The organism is Streptomyces sp. NPDC043680, from assembly GCF_056436685.1.
Genome location: NZ_JBWKCE010000007.1, coordinates 286,926 through 304,495, shown reverse-complemented (window position 1 = coordinate 304,495; position 17,570 = coordinate 286,926). Strand labels below are relative to the sequence as shown.

The following is a 17,570-nucleotide window of genomic DNA, read 5'->3' as shown; positions in this document are numbered from 1 at the left end:
CAGGTGGCTACACGCTCGAAAGGCGCCCTCGTGTCCATCGGCAAATCCAACTCCCCCGAAGATGAGCAGCCTTCGACCGACATCCGGTCCGAGGAGCAGCCCGTCGAACGTCCTGCCGAAGGGCCGTCCATCGGGACGGTCCTGAAGACGGCCCGGATCGCCGCCGGGCTCACTGTCGACGAGGTCAGTTCCACCACGCGCGTGCGCATCCCGATCGTGCACGCGATCGAAGCTGACGATTTCACGCGGTGCGGCGGCGACGTCTACGCCCGCGGTCACATCCGTACGCTCGCCCGCGCCGTCCGCCTCGACCCGGTACCCCTGGTCGAGGCGTACGACGCGGCCCACGGCGGCCGGCCGGCTCCCACGCCTGCCGCGCCGATGTTCGACGCCGAGCGGATCCGTCCCGAACGGCAGCGGCCCAACTGGACCGCGGCCATGGTCGCCGCCATCGTCGCCGTGATCGGCTTCGTCGGCTTCACCGCGTTCGGCGGCGGTGGCGACCACGGCAAGCGGCCCGTGGCGGAAGGTTCCGCCTCCCCGCAGGCCGCGCCGAAGCAGTCCGCCCAGCCCCCGCAGGCCTCGAAGCCCGCCAAGCCGGAGCCCTCGGACAGCGCCATCGCCGCCGCGCCCAAGGACCTCGTCACGGTGGTCCTGACGGCCAACGACGGCGACAGCTGGATCTCCGCGAAGGACCACAGCGGCCGGCTGCTCTTCGACGGGACGCTGGCCGTGGGCGAGTCCAAGACCTTCACGGACAAGGAGTCCATCGATCTCGTCCTCGGCGACGCCGGGGTCGTGAAGCTCTTCGTGAACGGCAAGGAGATCAAGGACGACTTCCAGCCGGGTCAGGTGGAACGCCTCACCTACACGAAGGACGACCCCCGCCAGGGGCCGGCCCAAGCAGGCTGAACCGTTCGGCCCGAGCGGGCCGAACGGCGCTGAACTGCACTGAATGCCCAATTCCGGATCCCCGGGGTGCTGCGCCGCAGCCCGGGGATCTTGGTTTACCGGGACTTGGGGCGGGGGTCGGCGTTCGGACAAAGTAGTCTTGAGTCCATGCCCGAACGCCGTACCGTCGCCCTTGTCACTCTTGGCTGCGCCCGTAACGAGGTGGACTCGGAGGAGCTCGCAGGCCGCTTGGCGGCGGATGGCTGGGAGCTCGTCGAGGACGCCGCCGATGCGGACGTGGCCGTCGTCAACACCTGCGGCTTCGTCGAAGCCGCCAAGAAGGACTCCGTAGACGCCCTTCTGGAAGCCAACGATCTCAAGGATCACGGCAAGACCCAGGCCGTCGTCGCTGTCGGCTGTATGGCCGAGCGCTACGGCAAGGAACTCGCCGAAGCGCTCCCCGAGGCCGACGGCGTGCTCGGCTTCGACGACTACGCCGACATCTCCAACCGCCTCCAGACCATCCTCAGCGGCGGCAGCGTGGAGGCCCACACCCCGCGCGACCGCCGCAAGCTCCTGCCGATCAGCCCGGCCGCGCGCCAGTCCGCCGAGGTGTCCCTGCCCGGCCACGCGCAGGCGCCCGCCGAGGAGCCGGCCGCGGCCCCCGCCGACCTGCCCGACGGCGTCGCGCCCGCCTCCGGTCCGCGCGCGCCCCTGCGCCGCCGCCTGGACACCAGCCCGGTCGCCTCGGTCAAGCTCGCCTCGGGCTGCGACCGGCGCTGCTCCTTCTGCGCCATCCCGTCCTTCCGCGGGTCCTTCATCTCCCGCCGCCCCTCCGACGTGCTGGGCGAGACGCGCTGGCTCGCCGAGCAGGGCGTCAAGGAGATCATGCTGGTCTCCGAGAACAACACCTCGTACGGCAAGGACCTCGGCGACATCCGCCTGCTGGAGACCCTGCTGCCCGAGCTGGCCGAGGTGGACGGCATCGAGCGCGTCCGCGTCAGCTACCTCCAGCCCGCCGAGATGCGCCCCGGCCTGATCGACGTGCTGACCTCGACGCCCAAGGTCGTGCCCTACTTCGACCTGTCCTTCCAGCACTCGGCCCCCGACGTGCTGCGCGCCATGCGCCGCTTCGGTGACACCGACCGGTTCCTGGAGCTCCTCGACACCATCCGCTCCAAGGCCCCGCAGGCCGGTGTCCGCTCCAACTTCATCGTCGGCTTCCCCGGCGAGACGGAGGCGGACTTCGCCGAGCTGGAGCGTTTCCTCACCCACGCGCGGCTCGACGCGATCGGCGTCTTCGGCTACTCCGACGAGGAGGGCACCGAGGCGGTCACGTACGAGCACAAGCTCGACGAGGACACCATCGCCGAGCGGCTCGCCCACATGCAGCGGCTCGCCGAGGAGCTCACCTCCCAGCGTGCGGAGGAGCGGATCGGAGAGACCCTTGAGGTACTCGTCGAGACCGTCGAGCCGGTGGGCGGGGACGAGGACGAGAGCGGTGCCTACGGGCGCGCCGCGCACCAGGCGCCCGAGACCGACGGCCAGGTCGTCTTCACGGACAGCACGGGCCTGGTGCCCGGCCGTATGGTGACGGCCAAGGTGGTCGGCACGCTGGGCGTGGACCTGGTGGCCGAGCCCCTGGACCTTGAGGAGGCGGCCGGATGACCGGAGTCCCGGCGTCTGCGGCGGGCGGGACCGGCCGCCGGCCCGTGCCCGGCGCGAAGCTCGGGGCTGCGGCGGTCAACCAGGCCAGCCTGTGGAACATCGCCAACATCCTGACGATGATCCGGCTGGTCCTGGTGCCGGGATTCGTCCTCCTGCTCCTCGCCGACGGCGGGTACGACCCGGTCTGGCGGGCACTGGCCTGGGCCGCGTTCGCCGTGGCCATGATCACGGACATCTTCGACGGGCACCTGGCCCGGACGTACAACCTGGTCACGGACTTCGGGAAGATCGCCGACCCCATCGCCGACAAGGCGATCATGGGGTCGGCGTTGATCTGTCTCTCCTGGCTCGGTGATCTGCCCTGGTGGGTGACCGGTGTGATCCTCGGTCGGGAACTCGGGATCACCCTGCTGCGTTTCTGGGTCATCCGGTACGGAGTGATCCCGGCCAGCCGGGGAGGCAAGCTCAAGACCCTGGCGCAGGGCGCGGCGGTCGGCATGTACGTGCTGGCGCTGACCGGGCCGCTCGCGACCCTGCGCTTCTGGGTGATGGCGGTCGCGGTCGTGCTGACCGTGGTCACCGGTTTGGATTACATCCGCCAGGCCGTCGTGCTGCGGCGCGGGGGCCTCGCCGCGGAGCGGGCCGCGAGGTGACATACGCGGCGGGGGAATCTCCGGTGGCCGGTGGGGCGCTCCAGGGCGCCCGGGGAACCGCCGCGGAAGCCGGCAGCGCCGCCGCGCTCGCGGCCGAGACGCTCCGCCTGCTTGCGGAGAGTGACCAGACCCTCGCCGTCGCCGAATCGCTGACCGGCGGGATGGTGGCCGCGGAGCTCACCGCCGTCGCTGGTGCTTCTCGGTCATTTCGCGGTTCGGTCACCGCGTACGCGACTGAGCTCAAGCACCGGGTCCTCGGGGTGGACGCCGGGCTCCTGGCGGCCGAGGGCGCGGTGAACGCCCAGGTCGCGGAGCAGATGGCGGCCGGGGTGCGGCGGGTGCTCGGTGCCTCGTGGGGGATCGCGACGACCGGTGTTGCCGGGCCGGAGCCTCAGGACGGGCAGCCGGTGGGCACCGTTTTCGTCGCCGTGGCGGGTCCGAGGGGCAGGAAAAGCGTCCCGCTGTGGTTGAACGGCTCCCGGGAGGAAATCCGTAGGGAGAGTGCACGCACAGTGCTCGAACTGCTCTCAAGCGAACTGCGCGAGAATGTGCGGAGGCAGGATACGGAACAGAACGGGGGGATTTGATGTTTGCAGCCCTGAGTGAACACGACATCGCTCCCCGCACGGCCGCGGCGCGAGGCGGTACGGTGGGGCGTGAAGGATGCGGCTACACGGTCAGAGGAGGGAGCCACCGATGATTCTGCTCCGTCGCCTGCTGGGTGACGTGCTGCGTCGGCAGCGCCAGCGCCAGGGCCGTACTCTGCGCGAAGTCTCCTCGTCCGCCCGAGTTTCTCTCGGCTATCTTTCCGAGGTGGAGCGGGGGCAGAAGGAGGCATCCTCCGAGCTGCTCTCCGCGATCTGCGACGCGTTGGATGTACGGATGTCCGAGCTGATGCGCGAAGTCAGCGACGAGCTGTCGCTGGCCGAGCTGGCACAGTCGTCTGCGGCAAGCGAACCGGTGACGGTGCCGGTGCGGCCCATGCTCAATTCGGTCTCCGTGGCTTCGGTCACGGGCGGCCCGGAGCGGGTGACCATCAAGGCGCCTGCGGAAGCGGTGAATGTCGTAGCCGCGTGAGGTTCTGTGCGCGAGCTGTGCATGAGATGAGCGTGGTCGGAGCCCCGGCCGGTGCGTGAAGCACCGGCCGGGGCTCCCGCCGTTCTGGGTGCGGGGGCGCGGGGGGTACGGGAGGATGGGGCGAGTCCGGATCGCGGCGGGGCCTGATCCGGAGGACAGGCCCTGGTCCCGGGAGGCAGCCGTGCGGCGGTTACTGCGCATCCATCCGGTCCTGGCCCTCGTGCTGATGATCGGCGCCCTGTGGTGGTGGGCCGTGCTGCGGCTCGCGCTGGCGCCGGCCGAGGCGGGCCCCGTGGAGGGCGCGGTGGCGGTGGGCGGCTGGGGGCTGGGACTGCTCCCGGTGCACTGCACGCCCCAGCCGGTGCGCAGGAGCCGGCGCAGGTCGGCCTCCACGGCTACCAGGGCATCGCCACTCCGCCGTTCGGGCGCAGAATCTGGCCCGTCATGAAGGACGACGCGTCCGAGGCCAGGTAGAGCACGGCGTGCGCGACGTCCTCGGGCTCGCCGACCCGGCGCAGTGGGGACATCCGCATCATCATCGCCTCGGTCTGCTCCTGGACCTCGGGCCCGTGGCGGGCGGTCATGGGCGTGCGGATCCAGCCGGGCGCGACGGCGTTGACGCGGATGCCGTGGGGGCCGGCCTCGGTGGCGAGGGTCTTGGTGAGCTGGACGACGGCGGCCTTGGCGGCGCTGTAGCAGAGCAGGCCGGGCTGGGCGGCGTCCACGGCGCCGGAGGCCATGGTGATGATGGAACCGGGGCGTTCGGCCGCGATCATGGAGCGGGCGGCTTCCTGGCAGGTGCGCAGGACCCCCTTGAAGTTGATGTCCAGGATCCGGTCGAGGTCCTCGTCGGCCGTCTCCAGCACGCTGCTGGTGTGCATGACGCCGGCGATGGCGGCGGTGATGTGGAGCGGGCCCGCGGCCTGGACCGCGGCCCGGACCTGGGTGCGGTCGGTCACGTCGAGGGGGTGGGCGGTGGCCCGCCCGCCGGCCTCGGTGATGAGCCCGACCGTCTCTGTGAGGCCGGGGCCGTCGAGGTCCGCGCAGTGCACCGCGGCTCCGGCCTCGGCGAGGAGGGCGGCGGTGGCCCGGCCTATGCCGCTCGCGGCGCCGGTGATCAGGGCGGTCCGGCCGGTCAGGTCGTACGGGGCTCTGGGTGTGGGCATGTCGGGACCGTACGACCGGATCTGACGGAGCGTCAACTAGGGTGTGGGGCCGGATTGGCAGCGGGGACACCAGTAGGTGGGGCGGTCGTCCTGGGGGGCCTGGCGGACGGGGGTGCCGCAGCGCAGGCAGGGGCGGTGGGCGCGGCCGTAGACGAACAGCGCCTGCCCGTGGCGGCGGATGCCGGTGGTGTTGCGGGTCTCGCCCCGGCCGGTGTTCGCGGACAGCAGGCGGTGGGCGGCGCCGGCCAGGCGGACGGTCGTGGTGGCCGGGTCGGGGAGCTCGCCGACCGGCGTCCACGGGGTGACCCCGGCGAGGAAGCACAGCTCGGCCTTGTACACGTTGCCGATGCCGGCCAGGTTGCGCTGGTCCAGGAGGGCTTCGCCCAGGGGACGTTCGGGGGCGGCGAGGAGGTTGGCCGCCGCTTTGGCGGCGTCCCAGTCCGGGCCGAGCAGGTCGGGGCCGAGGTGGCCGACGACGCGGTCCTCGTCGGCGGTGCGCAGCAGTTCGAGGACGGGCAGGCGGTATCCGACGGCGGTGTGGGACTCGGTGCCGAGGATGGCGCGGATCTCGTAGGCGGGGCCGCCGTGCCACTTCTCGTCCGCGGCGAAGACGTTCCATGCGCCGTCCATGCGCAGGTGGCTGTGGAGCGTGAGGCCGCCGTCGCCGCTGATCCGGGCGAGCAGGTGCTTGCCCCGGGGGGTGACGTCGAGGGTGGTGCGGCCGGTGAGGTCGACGGTCGCCAGGCGGGGGGTGCGCAGGTCGCTGAGGGTGATCTCCCGGCCGGCCAGGGCCGCGTGCAGCCGGGCCGCCGCGCGCCAGACGCTGTCTCCTTCGGGCATGCCCCCATTGTGGCCCGGACCGGACGCCGGCGGCGGGGTGGACAGCGCGCGAGCCCCTGGGGCGGGGTGCCGCCACAGGGGCTCGGTGATCACGGGAGTGCCGGGCCGGTGGGGCCGCCTGCTACTTCCAGGTGAGGGGCTTGCCGTCGCTCAGGCTGTTGTACGGGTCGCCCCAGTACTCGGCGCCGGCCACCTTCGTCTGGGCCGAGGGGGCCAGCGCGATCACGCAGTTGGTCTGTGACTGGCCGTTGGTGAAGCCCTTCGGCAGCGAGTCGTCCTTGCACTTCTCGAACTTGCCGATGACCGCCACGCCCTGCGCCTCGCTGCCGTCCGGCAGCAGACCCTTGATGTGGCCCACGGAGGAGTACGACAGGTCGGTGGTGCCGACGTTCTTCACCGTGTAGTGGATGTAGTAGGGGATCATCCCCTTGACCTTGTCACCGAGCTTGAGCGGGTCCAGGTCGGCGGGCTGACCCTGGTCGACCGAGGTGACGGTGAGGGCGATGGTGCCGCCCTTGTTGCTGCCGTAGCTGAACGGGACCGTGGCGGTCTCGCCGAGCTTGAAGGCCTGCCCGGACTTCGCCTGGCCGGCCGCGCCGCCGGGAGCCGCGCTGCTGCCGCTGCCCGTGCTCGGGCTGGCCGCGGTACTGGGCTGCTCGGCTCCGGGCTGGGAGGGCTGTGCGGCCGGGGCGCTGGACTGCGCCGGGGCGACCTCCTCGTTGCCGTTCTTGCAGCCGGTCAGCGTCAGCGTGCCGGCAACCGCCAGACCGATGGCGCCCGTTGCAGCTCGTCGCATGCCGAAGGTGCTCACTTTTCTCGTCCCCCATGACTGTGTACGTGACGACTGTTACGTGACGTGGCACCGCCGTTGTGCGATGCCTGCGTGGATCTTGATAGTGCACAAATGATCGACACGGCCAGCCAGGACGGGTCTCGTGACGCGCTCAGTACATAAGCGGAACATAAGCGCAACGGTCGGGACGGCTCTGCGGTTTCAGGGGCGCAGGCGAAGCCCCCGCGGCGTCGCATGGAATCCCGCCGCCTCCAGGGCGGCCCCCACGGGCGAGGTGAGGGCGGCCGCCGCGTTGATCCGCTCCACCGTCAGGGGCGGGAGCGCGCCGGTGCGGCAGCCGGCGGCCAGGGCCTCGGCGGCGGCCGTCAGACGCGGATCCCCCGCTCCGGGCCAGGCCAGCAGGGTCTTGCCGCCGCGCTCCAGGTAGAGGGTGAGCTCCCCGTCGACCAGGACCACCAGGGAGCCCGCCTTGCGGCCCGGCTTGTGGGTGGCCCCGGCCGGGGGCTCCGGCCAGGGCAGGGCGGCGCCGTACGCGTTCGCCGGATCGGCGGCGGCCAGCACCACCGCCGCCAGCGGGGGCGGCGTCCGCTCGGCCGCCCGCAGCCGGTCCACCGCCCCGTCCATGGCGAACTGGGCCGCGCCCAGGCCCTCCACCACGTACCCGCGGCGGGCCTGGCCGCTGTCCTCGAAGGCCGACAGCACCCGGTAGACGGCGCTGAACCCGCCCTCGACACCCTCGGCGGCCACCGCCCCCCGGGTCACCACCCCGTGCCGGTCCAGCAGCGTACGGGCCAGGGCGTGCGCGCGGTGGGTGGGATCCGGAGCCTGGGCGGGCAGCAGCGACCAGCGGCCCGAGACGGTGGGAGGGCCGGGCCGGGAGACCTGGGCGCTGAGCGTGCCGTACCGCCCGCGCGGGACGGTACGCCGGGCCCGGTGTGCGGTGGCGCCCGCCGTGCGGCCCGAGCCGAGCAGGGAGCGCAGCGGGGCCAGGGTGTCGTTCGTGAGGCGGCCCGACCAGGCCAGGTCCCACAGCGCATCGGACAGTTCCGGATCGGTGGCCTCGGACCACTTGGCCCGCACCGATTCCGCGAGTTGACGGAAGAACAGGCCGTACCCGCCGGAGAGGGTGTCGAGGATCGACTGGTGGAGCGGGGTGAGCTCCAGCGGATGCGGCGGCGGCAGCAGCAGGGGGGCCGCGTCCGCCAGGTAGAGCGAGACCCAGCCGTCCTTGCCCGGCAGGGCTCCCGCTCCCGCCCACACCACCTCGCCGGTGGTGGTGAGCTCGTCGAGCAGGGTCGGGGAGTAGCCCGCCACCCGGGAGGGAAGGATCAGCCGCTCCAGTGCCGAGGCGGGGACCGGGGCGCCCTGGAGCTGCTCCACGGCCCGGGCCAGGCCGTCGATCCCGCGCAGGGCGCCGCCCAGGTGCTGCCAGTGCGGCAGGAAGGTCGCCAGGGAGGTCGGCGGAACCGGCTCCAGCTCCTGGCGCAGGGCGGCCAGGGACCGGCGGCGCAGTCTGCGCAGCACCGCCGCATCGCACCACTCCTGGCCGATGCCCGACGGGTGGAACTCGCCCTGGACCACCCGCCCCGCAGCCGCGAGCCGGTGCAGCGCGCCCTCCGTCACCGCCGCGCCCAGACCGAAGCGGGCGGCGACGGAAGCGGTGGTGAACGGGCCGTGCGTACGGGCGTACCGGGCCAGGAGGTCGCCCAGCGGGTCCTTGACCGGCTCGGTGAAGGCCTCCGGCACCCCCACCGGGAGGGCGGTGCCGAGCGCGTCCCGCAGCCGGCCGGCGTCCTCGATCGCCGCCCAGTGCTCGGCGCCCGCGATCCGGACCGGGATGGCCCGGCGGGCGTCGGCCAGGTCCTGTGCCCAGGACGGGTCGGCGCCGCGCTCGGCCAGCTCGGCCGAGGTCAGCGGGCCGAGCATGCGCAGCAGGTCGGCGACCGACTCGCGGTCCTTGGCCCGCCGGTCCTCGGTCAGCCACTGAAGCTCCCGCTCCAGCTCCTCCAGTACCTCCGCGTCGAGCAGTTCCCGCAGCTCCGCCTGGCCGAGCAGCTCGGCCAGCAGCCGGGAGTCCAGCGACAGGGCGGCCGCGCGGCGCTCGGCGAGGGGCGAATCCCCCTCGTACAGGAACTGGGCCACGTACCCGAAGAGCAACGAGCGGGCGAAGGGGGACGGTTCAGGGGTGGTGACCTCGACCAGGCGCACCCGGCGGGCCTCGATGTCGCCCATCAGCTCCGTCAGGCCCGGCACGTCGAAGACGTCCTGCAGGCACTCCCGCACCGCCTCCAGCACGATCGGGAACGAACCGAACTCCGAAGCGACCTGGAGCAGTTGGGAGGCCCGCTGGCGCTGCTGCCACAGCGGGGTGCGCTTGCCCGGATTGCGGCGCGGCAGCAGCAGGGCGCGGGCCGCGCACTCGCGGAACCGGGAGGCGAACAGCGCGGAGCCGCCCACCTGGTCGGTGACGATCTGCTGGACGTCCCCGTGGTCGAAGGCGACGTCCGCCGCGCCCAGCGGGGCCTGTTCGTCGTCGAACTCGAAGGCGTGGGGTGCCGAGGGGTCGTGGTCCAGGAGGTCCACCGAGAGCAGGTCCGCATCCGGCAGGCGCAGCACGATCCCGTCGTCGGCATGCATCACCTGCGCGTCCATCCCGTACCGCTCGGCCAGCCGGGCACCGAGGGCCAGCGCCCACGGGGCGTGCACCTGCGCGCCGAACGGAGAGTGCACCACGACCCGCCAGTCGCCGAGCTCGTCGCGGAACCGCTCCACGACGATGGTCCGGTCGTCCGGCACGTGGCCGCAGGCCTCGCGCTGCTCCGCCAGGTACGCCAGGACGTTCTCCGCGGCCCAGGCGTCCAGGCCGGCCGCCAGCAGGCGCAGCCGGGCGTCCTCGTCGGTGAGGGCGCCGAGCTCGCGCAGGAACGCGCCGACCGCCCGGCCCAGTTCGAGGGGGCGGCCCAGCTGGTCGCCCTTCCAGAACGGCAGCCGGCCCGGGACGCCGGGGGCGGGGGAGACCAGGACCCGGTCCCGGGTGATGTCCTCGATCCGCCAGGAGGTGGTGCCGAGCGTGAAGACGTCCCCCACCCGGGACTCGTAGACCATCTCCTCATCGAGCTCGCCGACCCGGCCCCCTCCCTTCTTCGGGTCGGCGCCCGCGAGGAAGACGCCGAAGAGGCCGCGGTCGGGGATCGTGCCGCCGGAGGTGACCGCCAGGCGCTGCGCCCCCGGCCGGCCCGTGATGGTCCCCGCCACCCGGTCCCACACGACCCGCGGTCTGAGCTCCGCGAACGCGTCGGAGGGATAGCGGCCCGCCAGCATGTCGAGGACCGCCGTGAACGCCGACTCCGGCAGCGCCGCGAACGGCGCCGCCCGCCGCACCAGCGCCAGCAGCTCGTCCAACTGCCAGGTGTCCATCGCCGTCATCGCGACCAGCTGCTGCGCCAGGACGTCCAGCGGGTTGGCGGGGATGCGCAGGGACTCGATCGACCCCGTGCGCATCCGCTCGGTCACCACGGCCGCCTGCACCAGGTCCCCGCGGTACTTGGGGAAGACCACGCCGGTCGAGACCGCGCCCACCTGGTGGCCGGCCCGGCCCACCCGCTGCAGCCCCGACGCCACGGACGGCGGGGACTCCACCTGCACCACCAGGTCGACGGCGCCCATGTCGATGCCCAGCTCCAGACTGGACGTGGCGACCACGGCCGGCAGCCGGCCCGCCTTCAGGTCCTCCTCCACCAGCGCCCGCTGCTCCTTGGAGACCGAGCCGTGGTGCGCGCGGGCCAGCAGCGCAGGAGCCCCCTGCACAGCGCCCGACTGGGCCATGACCTGCGCGGGAGGCGGGCCCTCGGGCAGCCGCTCGCCCATGGCGCGCTCGTACGCGATCTCGTTGAGCCGGTTGCACAGGCGCTCCGCCAGGCGGCGGGAGTTGGCGAACACGATCGTGGAGCGGTGGGCCTGGACCAGGTCGGCGATCCGCTCCTCCACATGCGGCCAGATCGAGGGCTTGTCGCCGCCCTCCTTGCCCTCCGTGGCCGGCGAGCCGCCCAACTCGCCCATGTCCTCGACCGGGACCACGACCGACAGGTCGAACTCCTTGGCCGAGGGCGGCTGGACGATCTCCACCTTGCCGCGCGGCGCGAGGAAGCGGGCCACCTCGTCCACCGGCCGCACCGTCGCCGACAGCCCGATCCGGCGGGCCGGGCGCGGCAGCAGCTCGTCCAGCCGCTCCAGGGACAGCGCCAGGTGCGCACCGCGCTTGGTCCCGGCGACCGCGTGGACCTCGTCCAGGATCACCGTCTCGATCCCGGACAGCGCATCACGCGTCGCCGAGGTCAGCATCAGGAACAACGACTCGGGGGTGGTGATCAGGATGTCCGGCGGCCGGGTGGCCAGCGCCCGCCGCTCCGCGGGCGGGGTGTCGCCGGAGCGGATCCCCACCCGGATCTCCGGCTCCTGCAGGCCGAGCCGGACGGACTCCTGGCGGATCCCCGTCAGCGGACTGCGCAGATTCCGCTCCACGTCGACCGCGAGGGCCTTCAGCGGCGACACGTACAGCACCCGGCAGCGCTTCTTCGGCTCGGCGGGCGGCGGGACGGACGCCAGCTGGTCGAGCGCGGCGAGGAAGGCGGCCAGCGTCTTGCCGGAGCCGGTGGGCGCGACGACGAGCACGTCCGACCCGGCCCCGATGGCCCGCCAGGCCCCCTCCTGGGCGGCGGTGGGCGTACGGAAGGCCCCCGTGAACCAGGAGCGGGTCGCAGGGGAGAACGCATCGAGCGCGGAGCCGGCCATGCCCCCATCCTGCACCCGGCCACCGACAACCGGCCGGACCTGCGCGAACACCGGTTTCCGGGCGGGCGCAGAATGGGGGAATGGCGCAGAACGGCGAGTGGGCGCGGCACTGGCAGTACCCGGAACTGCCCGGCCTGGACCTGCTGCGCGCGCACTACATCCGCCACTCCTTCCCACGCCACGCCCACGAGGGGTACGTGATCGCGGCCGTCACCGGCGGCATCGAGGAGGTCGGCCTGCCCGGAGGCATCGTGCGGGCCGGGCCGGGCAGCGTCGTCCTGATCAACCCCGAGGTCCCGCACACCGCCCGCGCCGGGGCCCCCGAAGGCTGGGCGTACGCCACCCTCTACCCCTCCCGGGAGCTGATCGCCGAGGTGGCGGCGGAGGTCGGCAACCTGCGCGGAACCCCCGGCTTCACCACCGACTCGGTCACCGACCCGGAGGCCTCCCGGCTGATCGCCCAGGTGCACCGGGCCGCCGAGGAGGGCAACGCGCTGGCCGCCGACACCCTGCTGCGCCGGGCGGTGGCGCGGATGCTGACCCGGCACGCCGGACCGCTGCCCGCCCGCCCGGTGCGCGGCGCGGCAGCCGCCGACGCCGTGCGGGCCCGGGCGGTGCTGGAGGAGCGGATGGCCGGGCCGCCCTCGCTGGAACAACTGGCCGCGGAGCTCGGCACCAGCCCCTTCGCGCTGCTGCGGGCCTTCCGGGAGCGCTACGGCATGCCGCCGCACACCTGGCTCACCGACGCCCGGGTCCGCCGGGCCCGCCGCCTGCTCGACGCGGGCACCGCCCCCGCGGAGGCGGCCCTCGCGGTCGGCTTCTCGGACCAGCCGCACCTCAACCGCCACTTCACCCGCATCGTGGGCGTCCCCCCGGGCGCCTACCGCCGCGAACGGGCCGGTCGGGCCCGAGCCTGACCTGCGGGGATACCGGGGAGCGCGCAAGAACGTACAAGACCGCACCGCCGCGCCCCCCGTACGTTCGGGGCGTGGGAGAACATCGGATGGTGGTACAGGAGGCCCCCGCGGGGCCCGGGGAGAAGCCGCGCGGCGCGGTCGTGCGCGATGCGCTCGGGGTCGGGGTGGCCGTCGGGCTGTCCGGCTTCGCGTTCGGGGCGACCGCCGCCGGAGCCGGGATCAGTGTGCTCCAGGCCTGCGTGCTGAGCCTGCTCGTGTTCACCGGGGCCTCGCAGTTCGCGCTGGTCGGGGCGCTGGCCGCCGGGGGCAATCCGTTCACCGCCGCCGCCGGGGCCTTCTTCCTCGGTACGCGCAACGCCTTCTACGGGCTGCGGCTGTCACAGCTGCTCGCCCTGCCCCGGCCGCTGCGCCCCCTCGCGGCGCACTGGGTGATCGACGAGACCACCGCCGTGGCGCTGGCGCAGCCGGACCGCAGGTCGGCGCGGCTCGGTTTCACCGTCACCGGACTGAGCCTCTACCTGCTGTGGAACCTCACCACGCTGCTCGGTGTGCTGGGTGCCGAGGCGCTCGGGGACACCGACGCGTGGGGGCTGGACGCGGCGGGGCCGGCCGTCTTCCTGGCGCTGCTCGCGCCGATGGTGAAGACCGCCACCGAGCGGGCGGTCGCCACGCTCGCGCTCGTCCTCGGACTGGGCCTGCTGCCCGTACTGCCCGCGGGCCTGCCCGTGCTCGTCGCCGCCCTCGCCGCCCCGCTGGTCCTCTGGCTGAAGGGACGCCGGCCGTGAACGTCTGGATCGCCATCGCACTGACCGTCGCCGGCTGCTACGCCCTCAAGCTCGCCGGACTGCTCGTCCCCGCCGGGGCACTGGAACGGCCGCTCGTGCGCAGGCTCGCCGCCCTGCTCCCGGTCGCCCTGCTCGCCGCCCTCACCGCCCAGCAGACCTTCGGCTCCGGACACGCGCTGGTGCTCGACGCCCGGGCCGCGGGCCTGGCCGCCGCGGGGCTCGCGCTCCTGCTCCGGGCTCCCTTCCTCGTCGTGGTCGGCGCCGCCGTGGTGGTCACGGCCGGTGTCCGGGCCCTCGGCGGCTAGTGCTGTGACCGGAAGGGTCCACCGGGTCGCGCCGCCCGACACGGCACCTCGCTGCGTTGTCGGACCGCGCAAGTACGTCCAGTACGAGCCGCGGGCCTCCGCCTTGCGATGCACCGCACCGGACAACGCGACCCGGCAAACCTTCCCGGCCACAGCACTAGCCGGCCCGGCCCCCGGCCGGGAGGGCGCTGCCCAGGGGGCGGCCGTACGCCCGCAGGGTCAGCAGGGCCTCCAGCGTCGCGATCGGGCGCCGCTCCAGCGAACTGCCCGGCGCCCACGCCTGGCGCCGCACCGGCCAGCCGCCGTCCGCCTGCTGCTCGGCGGCCAGGAAGTCCAGGGAGCGCCTCAGCTCCTCGTCCGTGAACCAGCCGCGCGCCAGCGACTCCGGCCGCCGGGCGATGTCGTGGGGGAACAACCGCTCGCCCGGGGCGTAGCCGGCGGGAAGCGGGTACTCGTGGCGGCGCCGCGGATCGAGCACGACCAGCCGCTGCTCGCGCACCAGCCGCCCCAGCCGGTCCGCCGCCGCCACCGCCCGCGCCCGGTCGGGGGCACCGTCCAGGAAGGCCACCGCGCTCTGCACCTCGTACGGATGCGAGTGCCGCATGCTCTCGACCCGGTCCCAGCAGAAGTCCGTGGCCCGGAACAGCCAGGCGTGCCAGATCCGGTTGCGGTGCAACACCCCGACGACCGGGCCCGTGACCAGCAGCTCGCTCGGCGGATCGTCGTGCACCGGGTGGTACGGGGCCGCCGGGTAGCCGCCCGGGCCCGGGAGCAGCACCGGCAGGGCGCCGTCCCCGGTGGAGACCCGGGTCAGGTGGCGGCACAGCCGCTCGATGCGCTGCCCGGCGCAGCGGCCCAGGCTGTCCAGGACCCGCAGGGCGTGCGCGGTGTGCAGCGGCTGGCTGAGCGGACCGCGCAGATCCGGATCAAGGGCATGGCCGTAGCCGCCGTCGGCGTTGAGGTACGAGCCGAGGGCGGTGTCCACCGGGTCCGCGTCGCCGCCGAGGAAGTGGAACGCGAACCGCCGCTGCTCCAGGACCCGGGCCGTGAGCCAGATGAACTGCTCGGCCCGGGCCAGTGCGGTCAGCGGGGAAGCTTCGTCTCCAGGCATGCGTGAAACCGTAGGGCGCCCCCACGGGCGGACGGAGGACGAACCGGGGCGGTGCACTCTCCCGGGGCGGGATACTGAACGCATGCGGTTGACGATTTTCTGGGAGCGGATGGCCGAACACTTCGGCGCCGCGTACGCCGACTCCTTCGCGCGCGACCACGTCATGGCCGAGCTCGGCGGACTCACCGTCCTCCAGGCGCTCGACGCGGGCTGGGAGACCAAGGACGTGTGGCGCGCGGTGTGTTCGGCGATGGACGTACCGGCCTCGCTGCGCTGACGGCGCCGGCTCCGCCCGCAGGCGGCTTCGCCGGGGGCGCGGCGGGTGGGTCAGACTGGCTCGGTGGCCCCCACTGACGAGACGACGACACCGACACCCGGACCCGCCGGAACACCCGGCCCCGACGCCCATGACCGGCCGGACGCCCCTGACCGGCCGGACGGACCGGACGTGTCCGCTGCGTCGGCGCGGCCGCACGGGTCCGCCCCGGACCGCCCGGCGGTACCCCGGCCGGGCGAGAGCTCGCCCGGCGAGGCACCGCCCGGCGAGGTCCCGCGCGGGGCGGCGTCGGCCGCCGCCCGCATGCCGCGCTGGCTGCCGCGCGCCGTCGTCCTCGTCCTGGCCCTCGTCGCCTGCTTCCAGCTCGGCAGCTGGGCCTTCCACCAGCTGACCGGGCTGCTGATCAACATCCTGATCGCGTTCTTCCTCGCCCTCGCGATCGAGCCCGCCGTGGCCCGGATGGCGGCCCGCGGCATGCGGCGCGGGCTGGCCACCTTCCTGGTCTTCCTCGGGGTGTTCGTGGCGTCCGCCGGTTTCGTCGTCCTGCTCGGCTCGATACTCGCCGGGCAGATCGTCGACATGGTCGAGGGCTTCCCCCGCTATCTCGACTCGGTGATCAACTCGATCAACGGGACCTTCCACACCCAGCTGTCCCGACTGGAGATCCAGGACAGCCTGCTGCACTCCGACTGGCTGCAGAAGTACGTGCAGAACAGCGCGACCGGCGTGCTCGACGTGTCCGCCACCGTCCTCGGCGGACTGTTCCGGCTGCTGACGATCGGACTCTTCTCCTTCTACTTCGCCGCCGACGGGCCGCGGCTGCGGCGCGCGCTGTGCTCCGTACTGCCGCCCGCGAAGCAGTCGGAGGTGCTGCGCGCCTGGGAGATCGCCGTCGCCAAGACCGGCGGGTACCTCTACTCCCGCGGACTGATGGCACTGGTCTCGGGGATCGCGCACTACGTCGTCTTCGCGGTCCTCGACGTGCCGTACGCGCCGGCACTCGCGGTGTGGGTGGGGCTGGTCTCCCAGTTCATCCCCACCATCGGCACCTACCTGGCGGGCGCGCTGCCGATGCTGATCGCCTTCACGGTCGATCCCTGGTACGCCCTGTACGTCCTCGGGTTCGTGGTCGTCTACCAGCAGTTCGAGAACTACGTCCTCCAGCCCAAGCTGACCGCGAGGACGGTCGACATCCACCCGGCGGTGGCCTTCGGCTCGGTCATCGCCGGCACCGCCCTGCTGGGTGCGGTCGGGGCGCTCATCGCGATCCCGGCCGTCGCCACCCTCCAGGCCTTCCTGGGGGCGTACGTGAAGCGGTACGCCCTGACGGAAGGGGCGGCGCAGGACGGCGCTACCGCGGGTCGGCCCCGTCGTGTACGGCTGCCACGGCTTCGGTGACCGCGGCCTCGGCGGCGGCCTTGTCCACGCCGAGGCCGCTCAGGACGCCCGCGCCGTCCTCCAGTTCGAGGAGGCCGAGCAGGATGTGCTCGGTGCCCACGTAGGCGTGGCCGAGGCGCAGGGCCTCGCGGAACGTGAGCTCCAGGGCCTTCTTGGCGGCCGCGTCGAAGGGCACGAGCGCGGGGAGCTCCGCGGCCGCCGGGGGCAGCGCCGCGGTCGCCGCGGTCCGCACGGCGTCGAAGCCGATGCCCTGGGCGCGCAGCGCGAGGCCGGCGAAGGAGTCGGGCTCGGCGAGCAGGCCGAGGACGAGGTGCTCGGTGCGGATCTCGGTGTTGCCGGCCGCGCGGGCCTCGTTCTGGGCGGTGACCACGACGTTGCGGGCGCGGTCGGTGAAGCGCGCGAAGCCCTGGGCGGCGTCCATCTCCTGGGCGCCGTCGCCCTTGTCGGCCTTGGGGACGAAGCGCTTCTGGGCGGCCTGGCGGGTGACGCCCATGCTGCGGCCGATGTCCGTCCAGGAGGCGCCGGAACGGCGGGCCTGGTCGACGAAGTGCCCGATGAGGTGGTCGGCCACGTCGCCGAGGTGCTCGGCGGCGACGACGGCGCTGCTGAGCTGCTCCAGGGCGTCGGTGTGGGCCTTCTTGACGGCCTCGATGAGGTCGTCGAGGCGGACCGGATTGGTCATGCGAACGGGTTCCACGGAAGGGTTCGTCATGGAGGCAACCCTAGGTTGACAGTCGAGGTGCGTCAACCATGGGTTGTCAGTGAGGCGCGCTTGACAGGGAAATCGAACATCCATTCTGATGAGTTATCCACAGCCGAAACGGACGTGGAAGCGCATTGTCAGTGGCAGGCGTTAGCGTCAATGGCGTGAAGCGATCGACTCAAGCAAACCGGGTGG

The 17,570-nt window shown here is 73.2% G+C and carries 17 protein-coding genes; 11 read left to right on the top strand and 6 right to left on the bottom strand.

Annotated elements, in window-relative coordinates; translation table 11 throughout:
- Positions 1–30: 30 nt before the first annotated feature.
- The 6 genes from AC0666_RS17925 to AC0666_RS17900 all read left to right on the top strand — a co-directional run bounded on the left by AC0666_RS17925 (position 31) and on the right by AC0666_RS17900 (position 4,737).
- Complete coding sequence (locus tag AC0666_RS17925; RefSeq protein ID WP_468971424.1) at positions 31–912, top strand: helix-turn-helix domain-containing protein; 882 nt, start codon at positions 31–33, stop codon at positions 910–912.
- A gap of 147 nt (positions 913–1,059) precedes the next feature.
- Entirely contained in the window at positions 1,060–2,559 is a 1,500-nt protein-coding gene (gene rimO / locus AC0666_RS17920; protein WP_468971422.1) for a 30S ribosomal protein S12 methylthiotransferase RimO, read from the top strand.
- The gene (pgsA, locus tag AC0666_RS17915; RefSeq protein WP_478707903.1) at positions 2,556–3,212 is read left to right on the top strand and encodes a CDP-diacylglycerol--glycerol-3-phosphate 3-phosphatidyltransferase; all 657 of its coding nucleotides are present in this window, start codon (positions 2,556–2,558) and stop codon (positions 3,210–3,212) included. Before rimO ends, pgsA begins: the two co-directional genes overlap by 4 nt.
- Positions 3,213–3,319: 107 nt before the next feature.
- On the top strand, positions 3,320–3,799 hold the full coding sequence (locus AC0666_RS17910) for a CinA family protein (RefSeq protein ID WP_468971445.1): 480 nt from the start codon (positions 3,320–3,322) through the stop codon (positions 3,797–3,799).
- A 109-nt stretch (positions 3,800–3,908) separates the two neighbouring features.
- Entirely contained in the window at positions 3,909–4,289 is a 381-nt protein-coding gene (locus AC0666_RS17905) for a helix-turn-helix domain-containing protein (protein WP_356850346.1), read from the top strand.
- A gap of 226 nt (positions 4,290–4,515) precedes the next feature.
- On the top strand, positions 4,516–4,737 hold the full coding sequence (locus tag AC0666_RS17900) for a hypothetical protein (protein ID WP_468971443.1): 222 nt from the start codon (positions 4,516–4,518) through the stop codon (positions 4,735–4,737).
- Here the strand turns inward: AC0666_RS17900 and AC0666_RS17895 are convergent.
- The 4 genes from AC0666_RS17895 to AC0666_RS17880 all read right to left on the bottom strand — a co-directional run bounded on the left by AC0666_RS17895 (position 4,685) and on the right by AC0666_RS17880 (position 11,879).
- Positions 4,685–5,455 carry an SDR family NAD(P)-dependent oxidoreductase gene (locus tag AC0666_RS17895; protein ID WP_478707902.1) on the bottom strand — a complete coding sequence of 257 codons (771 nt, stop codon included), beginning with the start codon at positions 5,453–5,455 and terminating at the stop codon, positions 4,685–4,687. The genes AC0666_RS17900 and AC0666_RS17895 overlap by 53 nt on opposite strands.
- Positions 5,456–5,491: 36 nt before the next feature.
- Positions 5,492–6,295 carry a DNA-formamidopyrimidine glycosylase family protein gene (locus tag AC0666_RS17890; protein WP_468971416.1) on the bottom strand — a complete coding sequence of 268 codons (804 nt, stop codon included), beginning with the start codon at positions 6,293–6,295 and terminating at the stop codon, positions 5,492–5,494.
- A gap of 121 nt (positions 6,296–6,416) precedes the next feature.
- On the bottom strand, positions 6,417–7,091 hold the full coding sequence (locus tag AC0666_RS17885) for a hypothetical protein (RefSeq protein ID WP_468585281.1): 675 nt from the start codon (positions 7,089–7,091) through the stop codon (positions 6,417–6,419).
- Between the two features lie 198 nt (positions 7,092–7,289).
- A complete protein-coding gene (locus tag AC0666_RS17880) occupies positions 7,290–11,879 on the bottom strand; it encodes an ATP-dependent helicase (protein ID WP_468971412.1) in 4,590 nt (1,529 codons plus the stop codon).
- An 80-nt stretch (positions 11,880–11,959) separates the two neighbouring features.
- On the opposite strand from AC0666_RS17880, the gene AC0666_RS17875 reads away from it, so the two are divergent.
- From AC0666_RS17875 to AC0666_RS17865, 3 genes are all read left to right on the top strand, one after another.
- Entirely contained in the window at positions 11,960–12,796 is an 837-nt protein-coding gene (locus AC0666_RS17875; protein WP_468971410.1) for an AraC family transcriptional regulator, read from the top strand.
- A gap of 86 nt (positions 12,797–12,882) precedes the next feature.
- Entirely contained in the window at positions 12,883–13,581 is a 699-nt protein-coding gene (locus AC0666_RS17870; RefSeq protein WP_468585278.1) for an AzlC family ABC transporter permease, read from the top strand.
- Entirely contained in the window at positions 13,578–13,886 is a 309-nt protein-coding gene (locus AC0666_RS17865) for an AzlD domain-containing protein (protein WP_468585277.1), read from the top strand. The genes AC0666_RS17870 and AC0666_RS17865 overlap by 4 nt, the downstream gene beginning before the upstream one ends.
- A gap of 157 nt (positions 13,887–14,043) precedes the next feature.
- Here the strand turns inward: AC0666_RS17865 and AC0666_RS17860 are convergent, their stop codons facing one another.
- Positions 14,044–14,997: a hypothetical protein gene (locus AC0666_RS17860; RefSeq protein ID WP_468971405.1), complete on the bottom strand. Its 954-nt coding sequence runs from the start codon at positions 14,995–14,997 to the stop codon at positions 14,044–14,046.
- A gap of 82 nt (positions 14,998–15,079) precedes the next feature.
- Between AC0666_RS17860 and AC0666_RS17855 the strand changes: the two genes are divergently transcribed.
- Both AC0666_RS17855 and AC0666_RS17850 read left to right on the top strand, forming a co-directional pair.
- Positions 15,080–15,274 carry a DUF3046 domain-containing protein gene (locus tag AC0666_RS17855; RefSeq protein WP_356850333.1) on the top strand — a complete coding sequence of 65 codons (195 nt, stop codon included), beginning with the start codon at positions 15,080–15,082 and terminating at the stop codon, positions 15,272–15,274.
- Between the two features lie 303 nt (positions 15,275–15,577).
- Positions 15,578–16,672: an AI-2E family transporter gene (locus AC0666_RS17850; RefSeq protein WP_478707907.1), complete on the top strand. Its 1,095-nt coding sequence runs from the start codon at positions 15,578–15,580 to the stop codon at positions 16,670–16,672.
- On the opposite strand, the gene AC0666_RS17845 is transcribed toward AC0666_RS17850, so the two are convergent.
- Positions 16,626–17,384, bottom strand: a complete 759-nt coding sequence (locus AC0666_RS17845; protein WP_468971403.1) for a Clp protease N-terminal domain-containing protein — start codon at positions 17,382–17,384, stop codon at positions 16,626–16,628. The two genes, AC0666_RS17850 and AC0666_RS17845, sit on opposite strands and share 47 nt — an antisense overlap.
- Positions 17,385–17,570: the final 186 nt, after the last annotated feature.

Bases quoted from the DNA above. Each gene is read 5' to 3' on its own strand.
- AC0666_RS17875 (WP_468971410.1), top strand. From the start codon at position 11,960: ATGGCGCAGAACGGCGAGTGGGCGCGGCACTGGCAGTACCCGGAACTG.
- AC0666_RS17860 (WP_468971405.1), bottom strand. From the start codon at position 14,997: ATGCCTGGAGACGAAGCTTCCCCGCTGACCGCACTGGCCCGGGCCGAG.
- rimO (WP_468971422.1), top strand. From the start codon at position 1,060: ATGCCCGAACGCCGTACCGTCGCCCTTGTCACTCTTGGCTGCGCCCGT.
- pgsA (WP_478707903.1), top strand. From the start codon at position 2,556: ATGACCGGAGTCCCGGCGTCTGCGGCGGGCGGGACCGGCCGCCGGCCC.
- AC0666_RS17890 (WP_468971416.1), bottom strand. From the start codon at position 6,295: ATGCCCGAAGGAGACAGCGTCTGGCGCGCGGCGGCCCGGCTGCACGCG.
- AC0666_RS17900 (WP_468971443.1), top strand. From the start codon at position 4,516: ATGATCGGCGCCCTGTGGTGGTGGGCCGTGCTGCGGCTCGCGCTGGCG.
- AC0666_RS17850 (WP_478707907.1), top strand. From the start codon at position 15,578: ATGCCGCGCTGGCTGCCGCGCGCCGTCGTCCTCGTCCTGGCCCTCGTC.
- AC0666_RS17905 (WP_356850346.1), top strand. From the start codon at position 3,909: ATGATTCTGCTCCGTCGCCTGCTGGGTGACGTGCTGCGTCGGCAGCGC.
- AC0666_RS17845 (WP_468971403.1), bottom strand. From the start codon at position 17,384: ATGACGAACCCTTCCGTGGAACCCGTTCGCATGACCAATCCGGTCCGC.
- AC0666_RS17855 (WP_356850333.1), top strand. From the start codon at position 15,080: ATGCGGTTGACGATTTTCTGGGAGCGGATGGCCGAACACTTCGGCGCC.
- AC0666_RS17880 (WP_468971412.1), bottom strand. From the start codon at position 11,879: ATGGCCGGCTCCGCGCTCGATGCGTTCTCCCCTGCGACCCGCTCCTGG.
- AC0666_RS17885 (WP_468585281.1), bottom strand. From the start codon at position 7,091: ATGCGACGAGCTGCAACGGGCGCCATCGGTCTGGCGGTTGCCGGCACG.
- AC0666_RS17870 (WP_468585278.1), top strand. From the start codon at position 12,883: ATGGTGGTACAGGAGGCCCCCGCGGGGCCCGGGGAGAAGCCGCGCGGC.
- AC0666_RS17895 (WP_478707902.1), bottom strand. From the start codon at position 5,455: ATGCCCACACCCAGAGCCCCGTACGACCTGACCGGCCGGACCGCCCTG.